Raw genomic sequence first — 17953 nt, forward strand, 5'->3', positions numbered from 1 at the left:
AGATGACTGAGATAGGAACCTCCATGCCGAACGTCACGGTCCGCGGCCCGGTGGCCCCCCGCACCGCCGAAGCCCTCGACCCGGTCTTCACCGTCACCGGCCTGAGCGTCTTCTACGGCGAGTACGAGGCCGTGCGCGAGGTCGATCTGACCATCGGCAACCGCGAGATCACCGCGATGATCGGCCCGTCCGGCTGCGGCAAGAGCACGGTGCTGCGCTGCTTCAACCGGATGAACGACCTCATCCCCGGCGCCCGCGCGGCCGGCAAGATCATGTACCACGGCGAGGACCTCTACGGCGCGCACGTCGACCCGATCGAGGTACGGCGGCGCATCGGCATGGTCTTCCAGAAGCCGAACCCCTTCCCCAAGTCCATCTACGACAACATCGCCTACGGCCCGCGGGTCAACGGTATGAAGGGCAAGACGGACGACCTCGTCGAGGAGGCGCTCACCCAGGCCGCCCTGTGGGACGAGGTCAAGGACAAGCTCAAGCAGAACGCCCTGTCGCTGTCGGGCGGCCAGCAGCAGCGCCTCTGCATCGCGCGGGCCATCGCGGTCAAGCCCGAGGTGATCCTGATGGACGAGCCGTGCTCGGCCCTCGACCCGATCGCCACCACCAAGATCGAAGACCTGATGCAGGAGCTGTCGCGCGACTACACGATCGTGATCGTCACGCACAACATGCAGCAGGCGGCCCGCGTCTCCAACCGCACCGCGTTCTTCACCGCCGACGTCGACGAGCGCGGCGAGCGGCACGGGCGCCTCGTGGAGTTCGACGAGACCAGCCGCATCTTCACCAATCCCACCGACAAGCGCACCGAGGACTACATCACCGGGCGCTTCGGGTGACCCACTCTGCAGAGGAGAACCCGGGTGAACCAGCCGCCGGCGACACCGGGCGAGGAGGCACGGAACGGCGAGTGCCGGACCCGAGGCCAACCGGGGGTGCCCCTGCTGCTGGTGGCCGACCCCGACACGGCCGGGGTCCGGGAGCTCGCGGAGGCGCTGGGGCGAGAGGGCATCGACGTCACCGGCGTGCCTGACGGCGCCCAGGCGCTCATCCAGGCCGGAGCGCTGCGGCCGGACACCGTGCTGGTCAGCGCCACACTGCCGCTCATCGGCGCCGTCGACTTCGTCCGCGCGGTCCGCCTCAGCCGGCTCACCCCCGTGCTGCTGGGCGTGGGCGAGGGCCACGCCGAGCTGGCGGTGCGGGCGCTCGCCGCCGGCGCGACGGCCTGCGTCGCCAGGCCGTACCGCGTGCACGAGCTGCTGCCGCTGCTCCAGGCCACCGCGTCGGGCGAGGCGGCCGGCCGTGATCCAGACCGTGCGAGGGGTCGGTTACCGCCTGGTCTCCGCGCACGCCTGACCGGGCTCACACCGCCGAGCTGCCCCGGTGCGCGGGACCGTGCGGGTCGGCACAGTGGACGTCCACCTCGCCGGGTGGCAGTGGCCGGTCCGGGGCGTGGTCCACCTGCAGCGTGGTGTGCTCGATCCCGTACGTGTCGTGCAGCAGCCGCTCGGCGGCCAGCCGTACGGCATGGCAGTCGACGCCCGGCGTGACCAGGATGTGCGCGGACAGCGCGGCGTAGCCGGAGGTCACCTCCCAGACGTGCAGGTCGTGCACCTCGACCACGTGCTCCAGCGCGGCGGCCCGCTGCCCGATCTCGGCGGGGTTCATGCCGACCGGGGCGGCCTCCATGAACACCCGGCCCGAGTCTCGCACCAGCCCCCAGCCGGCCTTCAGCATCAGCGCCGCCACGACCAGGGCGGCGAGGGCGTCGGCCTGGGCCCAGCCGGTCAGCCACACGACCGTGCCCGCCACCGTGGTCGCCGTGAACGCGAACAGGTCGTTGAGGATGTGCTGGTAGGCGCCCTCGACGTTCAGGCTGGACCGGTTGGCCCGCGACAGCAGCCAGGTGGCGGCCAGGTTGACGACGATGCCGGCCAGGCCGGTCACCACCACGTAGAGACCTTCCACGTGCGGCGGCTCGATCACCCGGCGCACGCCCTCGTAGATGAAGTAGGCGCTCAGCAGCAGCAACGTGATGCCGTTGACCTGGGCCGAGATGATCTCGGCCCGCTTCAGCCCGTAGGTGAAGCCGCCGCGCGGGGGCCTGGCCGCGATCCGCATCGCGACCAGGGCCAGGATGATCGCCACCGCGTCGGTCAGCATGTGGCCGGCGTCGGAGATCAGGGCCAGCGACTGGGCCGCCAGACCGACGACGACCTCGATCGCCATGAACCCGACGATCAGCGCCAGGGCGCCGCCGAGGTAGCGGCGGTCCGCGTCGATGGTGACGGCGTGACCATGCCCGTGCCCGTGACCGTTGTGCTCGTTGTGGCCATGACCGGTCATGGTCGCGTCCTCTCCTATGGGCAGCCGCGCGTCACCGCAGGCCAGGCTCTCTGCTCTTCTGCCCTGCGGGCACGACATCACTCAAACGCATGAATGATTGCTCATATGTGAGGGTGCACGATCGAATCCGGTTCTGTCAATGCGCCGTCCACCGGGCGCTCAGTCGCGCTCGGGATGCACCGCCTGGGTGTGCTCGGTGTGGGCGACGGCCAGGTCGAGCAGCATCCGCACGTGCGCGTCGTCGAGCCGGTAGTAGGCCATCCGGCCGGCCCGCCGTACCGAGACCACGCGGTGCGCCCGGAGCAGACGCAGCGCGTGCGAGGTGGCGGACTCGCTCAACCCGCTGACCACGGCCAGGTCGCAGACGCAGAGCTCTCCTTCGAGCAACGCGAGGAGGAGGCGGAGCCTGCCCGGATCGGAGAGCAGGCCGAAGACGTCGGCCGTGTCGGCCAGGTCACCGTCGGCGGGCATCCGCGAGGACACCAGGGCCACGCGCTCCGCGTCCACCACCCGGGCGCTGCAGCTTTCGATGTCGGACACCTCGTTAGTTGAAGAAGCCTTCACATGAAGACCATAGGTACGGCGTGGCGGTAACCGTCAAGCCAGGGCTGGACTTACCGCTATACAGCTGTATAGCGTGCTATGTGGACGAACAGTTAGCGATACCGGCGAATAGGATGAAGATGACCCGACCTGACCCCGAAGACCTCACCGCTCGCGCCCGCATCAGGGACGCGGCGGTGCAGCACTTCGGCGAGCTGGGCTTCGAACGGGCCACCATCCGCGCCATCGCCGAGACGGCCGGCGTGTCACCGGGGCTGGTACGCCACCACTTCGGCTCCAAGCAGGCGCTCCGCGAGGCCTGCGACGACCACCTGGCGAAGATCGTCCGTCGGCTCAACGCCCAGGCCCACGCCGGGCCCACCCCCGGAAACCTGAGCCCTATCAGAGTGATCGGGCCCTACCAGCGCTATCTCGCGCGCTCCCTCACCGAGGGCGGCGCCACCCAGTTGTTCGACGAGATGGTCGAGATGAGCGAGGAGTGGTTCGCCGAGCTCGACCAGCAACGGCCCGACCCGTCAGACGTCGACCGGAAGGCCCGCGCGACGGTGGCCACCGCGATGGGGCTGGCCATCGGGATCCTGCACCAGCACGTGTCACGCGGCCTCGGCGCCGACGTCTTCTCCCCGGAGGGCGAGCGGCTGTTCTACCGTGCCCTGCTCGACATCCAGTCCCACCCCATGCTCACCCCGCGCGAGGCCGCCGAATACCGGGCCGCCATGGAGCAGGCCCTTGACCTCACCTCGCGGAGCCCCGCTCCGCCACAAGGAGGCCCCCCATGAACGTGATCGAACTCGCCCGGGTGAACGCGAGGATGGTCGAGTTGGTGGGCGGCAAGGCCGCCGGGCTCGGCGAGCTGATCGGGGCAGGTGAGGCGGTGCCCGCGGGCTTCTGCCTGACCACCGAGGCGCACGCCGCGGGCGTCATCCCCGAGAGCGAGCTCGTCGAGGCCTACACCAGGCTGGGCGGCGGCCCGGTGGCCGTCCGGTCCAGCGCCACCGCGGAGGACCTGCCGGACGCCAGCTTCGCCGGGCAGCAGGACACCTTCCTCGGGGTGAGCGGAGCCGCCGACCTGGTCGACGCCGTCCGCGCCTGCTGGGCCTCGCTGTGGTCCGAGCGCGCGATCGCCTACCGGAAGGCCAACGGGATCGACGAGGACTCGGTCTCCATGGCGGTCGTGGTGCAGCGCATGGTCGACCCCGAGGTCGCCGGAGTGCTCTTCACCGCCAACCCGATCACCGGCGCCCGCACCCAGATGGTCGTCGACGCCGCCCCCGGTCTCGGCACCGCCGTGGTCGACGGGTCGGCCGACACCGACCACTACCTGCTGGACGGCCGCGAGCCGACCGGCGCGCACGGCTGCCTTGGCCCGCGACACCTGACCGCGCTGTACGACGCCGGGCAGCGGCTTCAGGAGCACTTCGGAGCGCCTCAGGACGTCGAGTGGGCCTTCGATCGCGACGGAGCCCTCTGGCTGCTGCAGTCCCGGCCCATCACCACGCTCTTCCCCCTCCCGCCGGAGAGCGACCGGCCCGGGCCCCGCGTCTACTTCGAGTTCGGCCACATGGAGGGGATGCTGCGACCGTTCACCCCCATGGGGATGTCGGCGTTCAAGGTGGTCATCGCCGGCCTGGCCGCCGTCTGCGGGGTCAGGGTCGATCCGATCGACGGGCCCAGGTCGGTCGTCTCCGTGGGCGGGCGCCTCTACGTCGACCTGACGGATCTCGTCCGGCACCGGGCGAGCCGCGAGCGACTGCCCGAGGTGCTGCGGATCTACGGGCCCCGGGCCGCCGTGGCGATGGAGCGGTTGTCAGGGGATCCCCGGTTCGCGCCGCTGCCCGGCCGGCCGTACCGGCTGAGCACCGTGGTCAGGATGACGCTGCGGTTCGCCCCGCTGATCACGGCCGGAGTCGTGCGGGCCCTGGTCCGCCCGGCTCCGGCCCGCGAGAGGGCCTTCCGGGTGGCGGAGGAGGCCCGGCGGCTGGCCGCGCCGCCCCCCGGCTTCGCGAACGGGGCCACGGCGGCCGAGCGGGTGCGCCTCGCCGCCGGCCTCCAGCGTTCCTTCGTGACCGGGAGCATGATGCGGTCGATGTCGGCGCTGTACGCGGGCATGCTCTCCGTCCAGCTGGGCGCCTGGCTGCTCAAGGGCGTCACCGCCGAGGGCGAGATCGAGACCGTGCAGCGCGGCATGCCGTACAACGTCACCACCGAGATGGACCTGACCCTGTGGCGGCTCGCGGCGAACATCGGCGAGCATCGCGACCTGCTGCTCGACACGCCCGCGACCGAGCTCGCGCGACGCTACCGGGAGGGCGGGCTGCCCGGCATCGGCCTGGAGGCGTTCCTCGCCGAGTACGGCATGCGGGGCGCCGCCGAGGCCGACGTCGGCGTGCCCCGGTGGGCCGAGGACCCGGCGCCGCTCTTCTCCGCGATCGCCAACTACCTCCGTCTCACCGACCCCGGCCAGGCGCCGGACCGGCGCTTCGCCCGAGCGGCCCGCGAGGCGGAGCAGAAGATCGACGAGCTGGTACGGCGTGCCCGGCGGCGACCGGTCCGGGCCCGGCTGGCCAGGTTCTTCCTGCTCCGGGCCCGCGCGCTGAGCGGCCTGCGGGAGCTCGGCAAGTTCGCCTGGCTGTATCCACTGGCCGAGACGCGCCGCCAGCTCCTGCTGGCCGGGGCCGAGCTGGCCGGGCGCGGCCTGCTCGACCGGGCCGACGACATCATGTTCCTCGACCTCCGGGAGGCGGCCGCGGCGGCCGAGGGCACTGATCACCGCGAGCTGGTCGCCTCCCGCCGGGCCGTGCACGAGCGGGAGTCGCGCCGTCGCGGCGTCCCGGTGCTGCTGCTCTCCGACGGCACCGACCTGGAGGCTCTCGCGCCGGACACGCCGCCCGCCGAGGGCACGCTCGTCGGCCTGGCGGCGGCGCCGGGCACCGCCAGCGGCCCGGCTCGGGTGATCCTCGACCCCGCCGGGGCGCGCGTGGAGCCTGGCGAGATCCTGGTGGCGCCCACCACCGACCCCGGTTGGACGCCCCTGTTCCTGACGGCCGCCGGGCTGGTGACCGAGACCGGCTCGCCGATGGCCCACGGGCCCACGGTGGCCCGCGAGTACGGCATTCCCGCCGTGATCTGCGTGCGCGACGCCACGCGGGAGATCCGCACCGGTGATCGGGTGACCATCGACGGCGCCGCCGGCACCGTCACGCTCGGCCCGTAACCGGTCCGGACACCCGCCGCGAGCGGCGCGGGCGCGTCGCTCGCGGGCGTCGTCTGGACCGCTTCGTCAGGACGCCGAGGCGAGCATGCCGTGCGGGTCGAGCACGTACTTGCGGGCGGCTCCCTCGTCGAACTCGTGATAGCCGCGCGGCGCGTCGTCGAGCGGGATCGGCGTGGCGTTGACCGCCTTCGCGATCTGCACCCGGTCGTACAGGATCGCCATCATGAGCTGCCGGTTGTACCTCATGACGGGGCACTGGCCGGTGACGAAGCTGAGCGACTTGGCCCAGCCGAGACCCAGCTGGATCGACAGCGACCCGTGCTTGGCCGCCTCCTCACGCGCTCCCGGGTCCCCGGTCACGTACAGGCCGGGAATGCCCAGCGCACCACCCGCCCGGGTGACGCCCATGAGCGTGTTGAGCACGGTGGCCGGGTGCTCCTCCTCCGACTCGCGCCCGTGCCCACGGGCCTCGAAGCCCACCGCGTCGACGGCGCAGTCGACCTCCGGCACGCCGAGGATCTGCTCGATCTGGTCCTTCGGCTCCCCCGCGGCCACGTTGACGGTCTCGCAGCCGAAGCTGTGGGCCTGGTCCAGCCGCTCCTTGTTCAGGTCGCCGACGATGACCACGGCGGCCCCGAGCAGGTACGCGGAGGCCGCGGCGGCGAGTCCCACCGGGCCCGCGCCCGCGATGTAGACGGTCGAGCCCGGCCCCACACCCGCGCTCACGCAGCCGTGGTAGCCGGTCGGGAAGATGTCGGACAGCATGGCCAGGTCGAGGATCTTCTCCATGGCCCGGTCCTTGTCCGGGAACTTGAGCAGGTTCCAGTCGGCGTACGGGACCAGGACGTAGTCGGCCTGCCCGCCGACCCAGCCGCCCATGTCGACGTAGCCGTACGCCGAGCCCGGCCGGTCGGGGTTGACGTTCTCGCAGATGCCGGTCTTGCCCTCCTTGCAGTTGCGGCAGCGGCCGCAGGAGATGTTGAACGGGACGGACACGAGGTCGCCGACCTTGATGAACTCCACGTCCGGCCCGGTCTCGACGACCTCGCCGGTGATCTCGTGTCCCAGGGCGAGCCCATGCGGGGCCGTGGTGCGGCCGCGGACCATGTGCTGGTCGCTGCCGCATATGTTCGTCGCGACGGCCTTGAGGATCGCGGCGTGCGGCAGCTTGCGCCCCACATTGGCCGGGTTGACCCCTGGGCCGTCCTTCAGCTCGAACTCGGGATAGCTGACCTCTTCTACCTCGACCTTGCCCGGGCCTTCGTAGATGACGGCTCTGTTGCGAGGCATGACGTTCCTTCCCTCGTACGACGTGATGGTTGACCGGTCGTCTCACCGAAACGGCATCACCTCCCGTGGCCCGGACGCCATCGACGGCGGACCCCGTGGGCCTCGCGGTCGCGGATGCGGTCCTCTTGCGGGAGGCGGGCCTCCGGGATCTCGCACACGGTGCCTCCCGGGCTGCCGTCGAGTGGCTCTCGCTCGCCGACGATCTCCCCGGCGGTGCCCTGCTCGGCCGTCTCGGGCAGCTCGCGCACCGGGCGGGCGACCAGGTCGTAGACGAGCACGCCGAGCACCGCGCCGATGACCGGCCCCGCGATGTAGACGCCGAACTGCGCCCAGGGCGTGTCGCCGCCGAACAGGCTGTTCGTCAGGTACGGCCCGAAGGTGCGGGCGGGATTGACCGAGCCGTTGGTGAACGGGCCGATCAGGAAGATCTCGCAGGCCACGGCCAGGCCGATGACCAGGCCGGCCCAGCCGGACGGCGCCCGGCGGTCGACGGCCAGTGCCATGATCGTGAGCAGCAGCAGGAACGTCCCGAGCGCCTCCAGCAGGATGCCCTGCCCGTAGCTGACGCCCGCGCCGAGCTTGGTCAGCCCGACCCCGGCCAGGTCGACCGCCCGCTGCCCGAACCCGGCCACGATGAGCAGCCCTCCGACGAACGCCCCGACGAGCTGGGCGACGATGTAGAACGGCGCCTCGGCCCACGGGAACCGGCGGCTCACCGCGAGAGCGATGGTGACGGCGGGATTGATGTGCGCGCCCGACGTGCTGCCGAACGCGTAGATGACGATCGCGACGACCACGGCGAACGACAGCGAGATCACCCCGAGTCCGGCGTAGTCCAGCTTGCCGTCGCCGAGCACCAGCGCCGCCACGATCGAGCCGGCGCCGAAGAGCACGAGCAACATCGTCCCGATGGCTTCCGCGACGAGACGCCGCAGCAGGTCTCCAACCATCGCAACCTCCCGATAACGATGGTTTTGTGCCTTGGTTTCGACCCTACCCAGCTCTCTTGGAGCCATTCAGTGAGCGGACGACGGCATCCGGCAGCGGCGGTGGACGTCGTCCACCCGCTCGGTGAGCCCGGTGCGGTCGAGGTGTTCGAGCAGCGGGACCGCGACCCGGCGGCTGGTGCCGAGGGCCTGCCTGGCCTGGCTGACCGTGAACGGCTGGGGCAGGTCCCGCAGCAACTCCGCCGCCTGGGCGTCGGCACCGGGCAGCAGCACGACTCCCTCGCCCACCCGCAGCAGCCGCCCGGCTCGTACGGCCGCCGCCAGCTCCCGGATGCCCAGCCCCAGCTCCGCCAGCCGCCCGGCCTCCGGCGCCTGGAAGGGACTCGCGGCCAGCTCCAGGCCGAGCCGCTCGACCGCCCGCGCCACAGGTGTGGGCAGTCCCGGCGGGCGGCTCAGGATCCGGCCCTCGACGACCGCGAACGGCGCGCGGACCAGGGCTACGACCAGCCGCCGGTCGGGCAGGCCCAGCGCGTGCCGGGCCGCCTCGACCGGCATGCCGGGCTCCAGGGGATGCTCCGCGGCGTGCCGCCCCACCACCTCCGCCAGCCGGTCCGCCAGCTCGGCCCAGTAATCCGGATCGGCATGCCAGTCGCCGCACACCGGCGCACTCCCCGCCACGGCCCCCACGCCGTCGCCCTGGACCGCACCCGAGCCTCCGCCCTGGGCGGCACCCGAGCCTCCGCCGGAAACGGGGCCCGAGCCTCCGCCGGGGATGGCGCCCATCGCGAGCAGATCGCTGGTGCGCAGCAGCCGGTGGGAGCGCAGGGCGGAGGCGGCGTCCTGGGCGGCCGACTCCAGCAGGGCCGCGCGGGCCCGCGCCGCACCCCGGCGGCGCAGCGCCGGGGGGCGCACGTCGAGCACGCTCGCGCCGGCCAGCACCCGCACCTCGCCCCGGTCGCGGCCGGGGTCGCGCAGCAGCAGCACGTCGCCGAGGTGCAGCGGCAGCGGCCGGGCCAGCCGCAGCCGCACGACGCGCGGACCGAGCGGCCGTGACTCGCACACCACCGCGGCCGACCCGAGGTGCGCGGTCAGCTTGACCGGCAGGTCGCCCTCCGCGCCTCCGGCCGGGTGGATCCGGACGTCGACCAGGTCGGTGTAGGTCCATCGGCCAGGAGTGACCAGCGCCTGTCCACGCTCCGGCAGCCCCCGGCCGCGCAGGTTGACCGCCACCCTGGTCACCCCGCCCACCGAGGTCAGTGACTCCTTCAGGGACTCCAGCGACCTGACGCCGACGGTCTCACCGTCCAACTCCAGCCGGTCTCCCACCGAGATCGTGCCCTCGGGCAGGGTGCCGGTCACCACCGTGCCGCTGCCCGGCACCGTGAACGCCCGATCGACCCACAGGCGTACCGGAGCGGCCGGATCGGGCCGGGGCAGCGCGGCGACCAGCCGGTCCAGGGCGTCGCTCAGCTCCGCGACCCCCTGCCCGGTGCGCCCGCTCACCGCGAGCGCCTCCACCCCGGCCAGACCGGCGCCGGCCAGGCGAGCGCGCGCCTGCTCCATCGCCGCCGCCGGGTCACGCAGATCGCAGCGGGTCACCACGAGCAGGCCACGCCGTACGCCGAGGGCCTCCAGCGCCACCAGATGCTCCTCTGACTGCGGCATCCAGCCCTCGTCGGCGGCCACCACGAACATCACGGCCGGCACCGGGCCGACCCCCGCCAGCATCGTGCCGAGAAAGCGCTCATGGCCCGGAACGTCCACGAAGGCGAGCACCCGGCCCGAGGGCAGCGTCGCCCAGGCGTAGCCGAGCTCGATCGTCAGCCCGCGCCGCCGTTCCTCCTCCAGACGGTCGGGCTCCATGCCGGTGAGCGCCCGTACCAGCGTGGACTTGCCGTGGTCGACATGGCCGGCGGTGGCGACGACGTGCATCAGCGGCTCACCTGGAGGATCGCGCGCATCACGTCGTCGTCGCGGTCGGCGGGGACCGCGCGCAGGTCGAGCAGCAGCCGGCCGCCCTCGACCCGGCCGACGACGGGCGGCTCGCCCGTTCTGAGCGGCATCGCGAGCCGCTCGGGCAGGCTCACGGCGGCGCTCGGCAGCGTCACGCCCGGCGCCCCGCCGCCGCCCACCGTGGCCTCGCTCGGCACCGCCCGCGCGTCGACCCCGGCGGCGGCCAGCTTGCCGGCGAGCACGGCGGCGCGGTCGCCGAGCACGGCCGGATCCGCGTGCAGTGCCTGCCGCACCGGCGGAGTGGGACCGCGCAGCGTGGCCTCCAGGGCCGCGAGGGTCAGCTTGTCGACCCGCAGCGCGCGGGCGAGCGGGTGACGCCGGCACCGCTCGACCAGGTCGCGGCGGCCCAGCAGCAGCCCCGCCTGGGGTCCGCCGAGGAGCTTGTCGCCGCTGGCCGTCACCAGGTGCGCCCCCTGCCTGAGCACGGTCGCCGCGTCGGGCTCGTCGGGCAGCAGCGGCTCGCGGGTGAGCAGCCCGGAGCCGATGTCGACGACGACGGGCACCCCGAGCCCGGTGAGCTCCGGCACCTCCACGGAGCCGGTGAAGCCGTCGATCCGGAAGTTCGACGGGTGCACCTTGAGCACGCAGCCGGTCTCCGGGCCCACGGCCGCCGCGTAGTCGTCGTAGGAGGTGCGATTGGTGGTGCCGACCTCGCGCAACCGCGCCCCGGTGGAGACGAGCAGGTCGGGGATGCGGAACCCGTCGCCGATCTCGACCAGCTCGCCCCGGCTGATCACGATCTCCCGTCCGGCCGCGAGCACGGTCGCCGCGAGGACGAGCGCCGCCGCGTTGTTGTTGACCACGTGCACGCCCTCGGCGTCGGGAACGGCCGCGGCGAGCGCGTCGAGCGCCCCGCGCCCGCGCCGCGCCCGAGCGCCGGTCACCAGATCGAACTCCACGTCCGCGGGCCCGGCGGCGGCCGCCGTCGCCGCGATCGCGGCGGGCGAGAGGGACGCCCGGCCGAGGTTGGTGTGGATCAGCACGCCCGTCGCGTTGATCACCGTCCGCAGGCTCGCGGCGTGCGGCGGGAGCGCCGCCACCGCCTCGTCGGCGACCTCCTCGGGGCGGATCTCCCCCTCACGGGCCCGCTGCTGGGCGCGGGTGACCGCGTCCTTGACGACCGACCTGCCGAGCCGCTCCGCCGCCGAGGCGAGGCGTGGATCGGCGAGCACGGCATCCGTGCGCGGCACATGCCTTCGAGGGTCCACTGTTCGAACATAGAACGGCCGCGTACCGGAACAGAACTCGCCCTGCCGAAGATCGCGGGACAATTCGCTCGCAGGCGGGTACGGCTGAGGGTGGCACGCCGACCGGCGGCGTTCCCACGATCGATCTTCGGTGAGGCGGCATGGACGGACACGACGGAACGAGCGCGCCGACAGCGGTGCGAGCAGACACGACGCCGCAAGCTGGCCGGGACTCGGCCCGAGCAGGGGCGACGGAGACCGCGGCTCAGGCCGGGCAGGATGCGGGGGCGACGGAGACCGCGCCTCGGGGCGGGTCTGTCCGGATGACGCAGTATGCCCACGGGGGCGGTTGTGCCTGCAAGATCCCGCCCGGCGAGTTGGAGGCCGTCGTGGCGGGCCTGCTCGGTGGATCCTCCCCTGGGAGCGATCTGCTCATCGGGCTCGACGACGGTGATGACGCCGCCGTGGTACGTGTGGAGGACGGCCGGGCGATCGTGGCCACGGCCGACTTCTTCACGCCCGTGGTGGACGACCCGTACGACTGGGGGCGCATCGCGGCGGCCAATGCCCTTTCGGACGTCTACGCGGTGGGCGGGCAGCCGCTGGTGGCGGTCAACCTGCTCGGCTGGCCGATGACGCGGCTGCCGCTGGAACTGGCCAAGGAGGTGCTGCGCGGCGGACTGGACGTGGCGCGGGCCGCCTCGTGCCACGTCGCGGGCGGTCACAGCATCGACGATCCGGAGCCCAAGTACGGCATGGCCGTCACCGGTCTGGCCGACCCCGACCGGCTGCTGCGCATCGACGGCGGCCGGGCGGGGCTGCCGCTCTCCCTCAGCAAGCCGCTCGGCGTCGGCGTGCTCAACTCCCGGCACAAGGCGACCGGCGAGGTGTTCGCGCAGGCGGTGACCTCGATGACCACGCTCAACCGCGACGCCTCCCGGGCCGCGCTGGCGGCCGGCGCGCGGTGCGCCACGGACGTGACCGGGTTCGGCCTGCTCGGTCATCTCTACAAGCTGGCCCGGGCGAGCGGTGTGACGGCGGTGGTCGACGTGGCCGCCGTCCCCTACCTGGAGGGGGCCCGCGAGGCGGTGCGCGACGGTTTCGTCAGCGGCGGCACCCGGCGCAACCTGGCCTGGGTGCGGCCGCACCTCGACGCCGGCGACGCCGCCGAGGAGGACGTCCTGCTCCTGGCCGACGCCCAGACCTCCGGCGGCCTGCTGGTGGCCGCCGAGATCCCCGGCGCCCCCGTCATCGGAGAGCTCATCCCCTTCGACGGAGCGGCCCTGCGACTGCGCTGACCCCCCGTGAAGCGTTTCCCACGGATGAACGTGGCCGCCGCATCGTCCTCGACGGGTTGCCGGGGGTCACGCCAGGTTCGCGGGCTCACGCTCGTCGGGTGGAGCCGCGCTCGGTTCGGCGCGGGCGTCGAGGCGTTGCCGCTGGGGGATGACGGTGTACTTCGGGTCGGCGGCGGAGGCGCGGCCCGCCTCCAGGATCCCGAACCGGGTGCACAGGGCGCCGGCGGTGAGGGCCAGGCCGGACAGCACGGCGAGCGTCCGGCCGCGCCCACTGATCGCGGCGAGGGCCCCGCCGCCGACCGTGAGCACCCGTGCCGCGCGCATCAGCCGGCCCGCCCGCCCCAGCCGGTACGGCTCGCCGAGCAGCCCCAGCCGGCGTTCCATCACCACGCCGGCGGCGGTCTCCAGGGCGGCCCCGGCGACGGCCACCAGGCGGGCCGGCGCCGCCTCGGCGCGGGGCACGGCCAGCAGCCCGACGGCTCCCGCGCTGGCCAGCGCGCTCCCGGCGAACAGGAACGGCAGCTCCCGGTAGGCCTCGTGCCAGGCGGGCACGGCGGTGTCGGCGACCAGCACCGCCGTGTAGGTGGCGGTGAGCGGGCCGGTCAGGCCGGTGGCCAGCACGGCCGCGTCGCCGACCACCGGGAGGATCCCGGTCAGCTCGGAGGTGGCGGCGACCGCCGAGAGCCCACCCTGCGCGGCCAGGATCCAGGAGCCCACGCTCATCGGCGAGGTGACCTTGAACACGCGCAGCATGTTGAGGAACCGTTCGGGCCTGCCCAGCTCGGCGGCGAGCAGAACGGCTCCGGTGGCCGAGCCGGCCGCCGCCGCGATCCGGGCGGTGCGGCCCAGCCTCGGGCGGCCGGTGTACCTGGCCATGACGGCCAGCAGGGACGACGCCCCCGACATTCCACCCAGGTATAGATATGTCGGCATGTGGGGTTCGTGCCAGATCGGGGCCTTGATCACCGGCCGCCCGTAGTAGGACCGGAACTCCGCCTCCGGCACCATCGCCCGCTCCCGCCTCACCAACGCCTCCTACCTCCCAGAACCCTGCCGCCCAGAACCCCACGTCCCAGAACCCTGCCCACCAGACTCCTGCCCGTCGGAACCCTGTTCCCCGAAACCCTGCCCTCCAGGAAGGCGACCGCCACGACGCCGGCCATGGAGACCGCCGCCGCCCCGGCCCAGCGCCACATGGACGGCAGGTCGCGGGTGGTGACCACGGGATCCGGCGGCAGGCCGTACACCTCCGGTTCGTCCAGCAGCAGGAAGAACGCGCCCGTGCCGCCCACCCCGTCGTCGGGGCTCTCGCCGTACAGCCGGGCCTCGGTGTGACCGTCGGCGTGCAGACCGGCCAGCCGGTCGGCGGCCCGCTGGCGGAGCTCGTCGAGCGGGCCGAACTGGATCGAGTCGGTCGGGCACGCCTTCGCGCAGGCCGGCTCCAGCCCGCCGAGCTGCCGGTCGTAGCACATCGTGCACTTCCAGGCCCGCCCGTCGTCCTGCCTGCGCTGGATCACGCCGTACGGGCAGGCCGGCACGCAGTAGCCGCAGCCATTGCAGACGTCCGGCTGCACCAACACCGTGTCGAACTCGGTGTGGAACAGCGCGCCGGTCGGGCAGACGTCCACGCAGGCGGCGTGCGTGCAGTGCTTGCACACGTCCGACGACATCAGCCAGCGGTCCACGTCCTCCTCGCGGCCGTCCACCCGCACCGCGCGCGTCTGCTCGATGAAGGCCACATGCCGCCAGGTGCTCGCGCCGAGCGCCCCGGTGTTGTCGTAGGAGGTCGCCTCGAAGACGAACCCGTCGTCGGGCAGCTCGTTCCACTCCTTGCAGGCCACCTCGCACGCCTTGCACCCGATGCACACGCTGGTGTCGGTGAAGAAGCCCATCCGCTCAGCCATACCGGTACTCCTCCATCAGGTCGAGCAGCGCCTGCCCCCTCGGCCGCCGCCCCGGCCGGACATGACAGGTCATCGCCTTGCTCTCCTGGATGTAGACGTTGGGGTCGAGCACGATCGGCAGCAGGTCGTTGGCGACGTCGCCGGTCACCAGACCGCCACTGCCCCACCCCCAGTGGTACGGCAGGCCCACCTGGTGGATCACCCTGTCCTGGACGCGCAGCGGCCGGACCCTGCCCGTGACCAGCACCCTGGCCTCGATCAACGAGCGGCTGGTCACGATCGTCGCCCAGCCGCCGTTGACCAGCCCGACCTCGGCCGCGAGCTGGGGTGACACCTCGCAGAACAGCTCCGGCTGCAGCTCGGCGAGGTAGGCCAGCGGCCGGCTCATGGCGCCCGCCGTGTGGTGCTCGGTGAGCCGGTACGTGGTCAGCACGTACGGGAACCGGGGTGACTCCGGCGGGTTGTAGGGGCTGTCCGGACGGCGGTAGATCCGGCGCGCCGGGTTGGCCTGCTGGCGGTAGAGCGGGTTGCGCACCGGCGACTCGTGCGGCTCGTAGTGCGCCGGCATCGGCCCGTCGGCCAGGCCCAGCGGCGCGTACAGCCAGCCCTTGCCGTCCGACTGCATGATGAACGGGTCGGTCCCGGCCAGCGCGTCCTGTGCCTTGGCGCCCTCGGGCGGCAGGTAGTCGGGCGGCTTGCCCGTCTCGAAGTCGGGCACGTCGAGCCCGGTCCACTCACGCCGGTCCTCGTCCCACCAGACGAACGCCTTGCGCTCGCTCCACGGGCGGCCCTCGGGGTCGGCGGAGGCCCGGTTGTAGAGGATCCGCCGGTTGGCCGGCCAGGCCCAGCCCCATTCGGGCGCCACGGGGGTCTGCTCACGGCCCGGCCGTCGGCGGGCGGCCTGGTTGACCTCGTCGGCGTAGACCCCGCAGTAGATCCAGCAGCCGCACCGGGTGGAGCCGTCGGGCCTGAGCTGGGTGTAGGCCGACAGCGCCCGCCCGTCGGGGCCGACGCCGCCGATCTCGCGCAGCACGGCCGTCGCCAAGGGCTCGGCGCGCTCGCCCTCCTCCGGGTAGTCCCAGGTCAGCTCGCGCAGCGGCCGGTCGATCTCGTCCTCGGTCAGCCGCTGCCTGATCCGCTTGCCGAGGTGGTAGTAGAACCACAGGTCGCTCCGGCAGTCGCCGGGCGGGTCGAGAGCCTTCTCGCGCCACTGCAGCAGCCGCTGCGTGTTGGTGAACGTGCCCTCCTTCTCGACGTGGCTCGCCGCCGGCAGGAAGAACACCTCGGTGGCGATGTCCTCGGTGCGCAGCTCGCCGGTCTCCAGCTCCGGGCCGTCCCGCCAGAACGTCGCCGTCTCCACCAGCGTCAGGTCGCGCACCACCAGCCAGTCGAGGTTGGCCAGGCCGAACCGCTGCGCCCGGCCGCCGGAGGAGCCGACCGCAGGGTTCTCCCCCACCACGAAGTAGCCCTTCACCGTGCCGTCGATCTGGTTCATCACGGTCGTGTAGTGGCCGTGGTCGCCGGTCATGCGCGGCAGGTAGTCGAAGCAGAAGTCGTTCGCCTCGGTGGCCGCTTCGCCCCACCACGCCTTGAGCAGGCTCACCAGGTAGGCGCGCCGGTTGCCCCAGAAGCCGGTCTCGCCGCCCTCGTGCTCCAGGTAGTCGTCCAGGCCCTCGTGCCGGTGGGCGTGCGGCATGGACAGGTAGCCGGGCAGGATGTTGAACAGGGTCGGGATGTCGGTCGAGCCCTGGATGCTGGCGTGGCCGCGCAGCGCCATGATGCCGCCGCCGGGCCGGCCCATGTTGCCGAGCAGCAGTTGCAGGATCGAGGCGGTGCGGATGTACTGCGCGCCGACCGTGTGCTGGGTCCAGCCCACCGAATACACCCAGGCGGTGGTCCGCTCCCGGCCGGAGTTGGCGGTGATGGCCTCGGCCAGCTCGGCGAAGTCGGCCTCCTGGATGCCGCACATCCGTTCCACCAGCTCGGGGGTGTAGCGGGCGAAGTGCCGCTTGAGGATCTGGTAGACGCAGCGCGGATCGCTCAGCGTCGGGTCGGTCCGCGGCCTGGAGGGCGCGGCGGCTCCGCCCGAGCCGTAGCGGTCGGCTCCGGCGGCCTCCGCGTGACGCCGCCCGCCCTCCCGCCGCTCGTCCGGCTCCGGCCCGCCATCCTCGTCGTACGACCAGCTCGCGGGGTCGTACGTACGCGTCTCCGGATCGAAGCCGGAGAACAGCCCGTCGAGCTCCTCGGTGTCCTGGAAGTTCTCGGACACGATGGTGGCGGCGTTGGTGTAGGCCAGCACGTACTCACGGAAGTCCAGCCCGTTGCCCAGCACGTGATTGATCAGCGCGCCGAGCAGCACGATGTCGCTCCCCGCGCGGATCGGCAGGTAGGCGTCGGCCATCGCGCTGGTGCGGGTGAAGCGTGGATCCACGTGAAACACCTTCGCCCCGCGCGCCTTGGCCTCCATCACCCACTGGAAGCCGACCGGGTGGCATTCGGCCATGTTGGAGCCCTGGATGACGATGCAGTCGGCCTCCGCCAGGTCCTGCTGGAAGCCGGTGGCACCACCCCGCCCGAAGCTGGTCCCCAGACCGGGGACGGTGGAGGAGTGTCAAATGCGCGCCTGGTTCTCCACCTGGATCGCGCCGAGGGCGGTGTAGAGCTTCTTCATCAGGTAGTTCTCTTCGTTGTCGAGCGTCGCCCCGCCCATGCCGGCGATGCCCATGGTGCGACGCACGACCTTGCCCTCGTCGGTCTGCTGCCACGTCTCGCGCCGGGTCCGCAACACCCGATCCGTGATCATCTCCATCGCGGTGTCGAGGTCGAGCGGCTCCCACTCGGTGCCGTGGGGCCGCCGGTACAGCACGTGGGTCTGGCGACCCGGATGGGTGACGAGTTGCTTGCTGGCCGAGCCCTTGGGGCACAGCCGGCCGCGCGAGATGGGTGAGTCGGGGTCGCCCTCGATCTGGCTGACCCGGCCGTCCTTGACGTAGACGAGCTGTCCGCAGCCGACCGCGCAGTAGGGGCAGACGGAGCGGGCGACCGTGTCGGCCCGCTCGGTGCGCGGGCGCAACGCGTCGGTGCGCGCCGACCGCGCCGCGTCTCTCCTGCCGTCCTCGCCCAGTAGCTGCCTGATCAGCGACCACCGGGAGAACATGCCCCTACCTGCCACGACAGG

Annotated in this window: 13 protein-coding genes and 1 pseudogene; 5 read left to right on the plus strand and 9 right to left on the minus strand. The window is 72.7% G+C overall.

Annotated features, from left to right (window positions below; genetic code table 11):
• Positions 1–2: 2 nt before the first annotated feature.
• Together pstB and AC5L3X_RS03000 are read left to right on the plus strand one after the other, a co-directional pair.
• The gene (pstB, locus tag AC5L3X_RS02995; RefSeq protein WP_494854902.1) at positions 3–851 is read left to right on the plus strand and encodes a phosphate ABC transporter ATP-binding protein PstB; all 849 of its coding nucleotides are present in this window, start codon (positions 3–5) and stop codon (positions 849–851) included.
• A 111-nt stretch (positions 852–962) separates the two neighbouring features.
• Positions 963–1262: pseudogene (locus AC5L3X_RS03000) on the plus strand (response regulator); the annotation flags it as partial.
• Positions 1263–1374: 112 nt separating this feature from the next.
• Here the strand turns inward: AC5L3X_RS03000 and AC5L3X_RS03005 are convergent.
• Both AC5L3X_RS03005 and AC5L3X_RS03010 read right to left on the minus strand, forming a co-directional pair.
• Positions 1375–2358 (minus strand): cation diffusion facilitator family transporter, encoded by a 984-nt coding sequence (locus AC5L3X_RS03005; RefSeq protein WP_494854903.1) that lies wholly within the window; start codon positions 2356–2358, stop codon positions 1375–1377.
• Positions 2359–2517: 159 nt separating this feature from the next.
• The gene (locus AC5L3X_RS03010) at positions 2518–2898 is read right to left on the minus strand and encodes an ArsR/SmtB family transcription factor (RefSeq protein WP_225262058.1); all 381 of its coding nucleotides are present in this window, start codon (positions 2896–2898) and stop codon (positions 2518–2520) included.
• A 143-nt stretch (positions 2899–3041) separates the two neighbouring features.
• On the opposite strand from AC5L3X_RS03010, the gene AC5L3X_RS03015 reads away from it, so the two are divergent.
• Together AC5L3X_RS03015 and AC5L3X_RS03020 are read left to right on the plus strand one after the other, a co-directional pair.
• Entirely contained in the window at positions 3042–3701 is a 660-nt protein-coding gene (locus tag AC5L3X_RS03015; protein WP_494854905.1) for a TetR/AcrR family transcriptional regulator, read from the plus strand.
• Positions 3698–6136 (plus strand): PEP/pyruvate-binding domain-containing protein, encoded by a 2439-nt coding sequence (locus AC5L3X_RS03020; RefSeq protein ID WP_494854906.1) that lies wholly within the window; start codon positions 3698–3700, stop codon positions 6134–6136. The genes AC5L3X_RS03015 and AC5L3X_RS03020 overlap by 4 nt, the downstream gene beginning before the upstream one ends.
• Positions 6137–6202: 66 nt before the next feature.
• Here the strand turns inward: AC5L3X_RS03020 and fdhA are convergent, their stop codons facing one another.
• The 4 genes from fdhA to selA all read right to left on the minus strand — a co-directional run bounded on the left by fdhA (position 6203) and on the right by selA (position 11594).
• Complete coding sequence (fdhA, locus tag AC5L3X_RS03025; protein ID WP_494854907.1) at positions 6203–7426, minus strand: formaldehyde dehydrogenase, glutathione-independent; 1224 nt, start codon at positions 7424–7426, stop codon at positions 6203–6205.
• Positions 7427–7482: 56 nt separating this feature from the next.
• Complete coding sequence (locus AC5L3X_RS03030) at positions 7483–8376, minus strand: MIP/aquaporin family protein (protein WP_494854909.1); 894 nt, start codon at positions 8374–8376, stop codon at positions 7483–7485.
• A gap of 66 nt (positions 8377–8442) precedes the next feature.
• Complete coding sequence (gene selB / locus AC5L3X_RS03035; protein WP_494854911.1) at positions 8443–10305, minus strand: selenocysteine-specific translation elongation factor; 1863 nt, start codon at positions 10303–10305, stop codon at positions 8443–8445.
• A complete protein-coding gene (gene selA / locus AC5L3X_RS03040) occupies positions 10305–11594 on the minus strand; it encodes an L-seryl-tRNA(Sec) selenium transferase (protein WP_494854912.1) in 1290 nt (429 codons plus the stop codon). The genes selB and selA overlap by 1 nt, the downstream gene beginning before the upstream one ends.
• A 302-nt stretch (positions 11595–11896) precedes the next feature.
• On the opposite strand from selA, the gene selD reads away from it, so the two are divergent.
• Positions 11897–12871 (plus strand): selenide, water dikinase SelD, encoded by a 975-nt coding sequence (gene selD / locus AC5L3X_RS03045; RefSeq protein WP_494854913.1) that lies wholly within the window; start codon positions 11897–11899, stop codon positions 12869–12871.
• A 66-nt stretch (positions 12872–12937) separates the two neighbouring features.
• Here selD and nrfD read toward each other — a convergent pair whose 3' ends face one another.
• Genes nrfD through fdh form a run of 3 tightly spaced genes read right to left on the minus strand, consistent with a single transcriptional unit; the run spans position 12938 to position 17932 of the window.
• Positions 12938–13897 (minus strand): NrfD/PsrC family molybdoenzyme membrane anchor subunit, encoded by a 960-nt coding sequence (nrfD, locus tag AC5L3X_RS03050; protein WP_494854914.1) that lies wholly within the window; start codon positions 13895–13897, stop codon positions 12938–12940.
• A complete protein-coding gene (locus AC5L3X_RS03055) occupies positions 13894–14775 on the minus strand; it encodes a 4Fe-4S dicluster domain-containing protein (protein ID WP_494854916.1) in 882 nt (293 codons plus the stop codon). Before AC5L3X_RS03055 ends, nrfD begins: the two co-directional genes overlap by 4 nt.
• Complete coding sequence (fdh, locus tag AC5L3X_RS03060; protein ID WP_494854918.1) at positions 14768–17932, minus strand: formate dehydrogenase; 3165 nt, start codon at positions 17930–17932, stop codon at positions 14768–14770. Before fdh ends, AC5L3X_RS03055 begins: the two co-directional genes overlap by 8 nt.
• Positions 17933–17953: the final 21 nt, after the last annotated feature.

It is taken from the genome of Nonomuraea sp. CX421 (assembly GCF_059358955.1).

Coding starts and splice junctions, on each gene's coding strand:
- pstB (WP_494854902.1), top strand. CDS start 3: ATGACTGAGATAGGAACCTCCATGCCGAACGTCACGGTCCGCGGCCCG.
- AC5L3X_RS03005 (WP_494854903.1), bottom strand. CDS start 2,358: ATGACCGGTCATGGCCACAACGAGCACAACGGTCACGGGCACGGGCAT.
- AC5L3X_RS03015 (WP_494854905.1), top strand. CDS start 3,042: ATGACCCGACCTGACCCCGAAGACCTCACCGCTCGCGCCCGCATCAGG.
- AC5L3X_RS03020 (WP_494854906.1), top strand. CDS start 3,698: ATGAACGTGATCGAACTCGCCCGGGTGAACGCGAGGATGGTCGAGTTG.
- fdhA (WP_494854907.1), bottom strand. CDS start 7,426: ATGCCTCGCAACAGAGCCGTCATCTACGAAGGCCCGGGCAAGGTCGAG.
- AC5L3X_RS03030 (WP_494854909.1), bottom strand. CDS start 8,376: ATGGTTGGAGACCTGCTGCGGCGTCTCGTCGCGGAAGCCATCGGGACG.
- selB (WP_494854911.1), bottom strand. CDS start 10,305: ATGCACGTCGTCGCCACCGCCGGCCATGTCGACCACGGCAAGTCCACG.
- selD (WP_494854913.1), top strand. CDS start 11,897: ATGACGCAGTATGCCCACGGGGGCGGTTGTGCCTGCAAGATCCCGCCC.
- AC5L3X_RS03055 (WP_494854916.1), bottom strand. CDS start 14,775: ATGGCTGAGCGGATGGGCTTCTTCACCGACACCAGCGTGTGCATCGGG.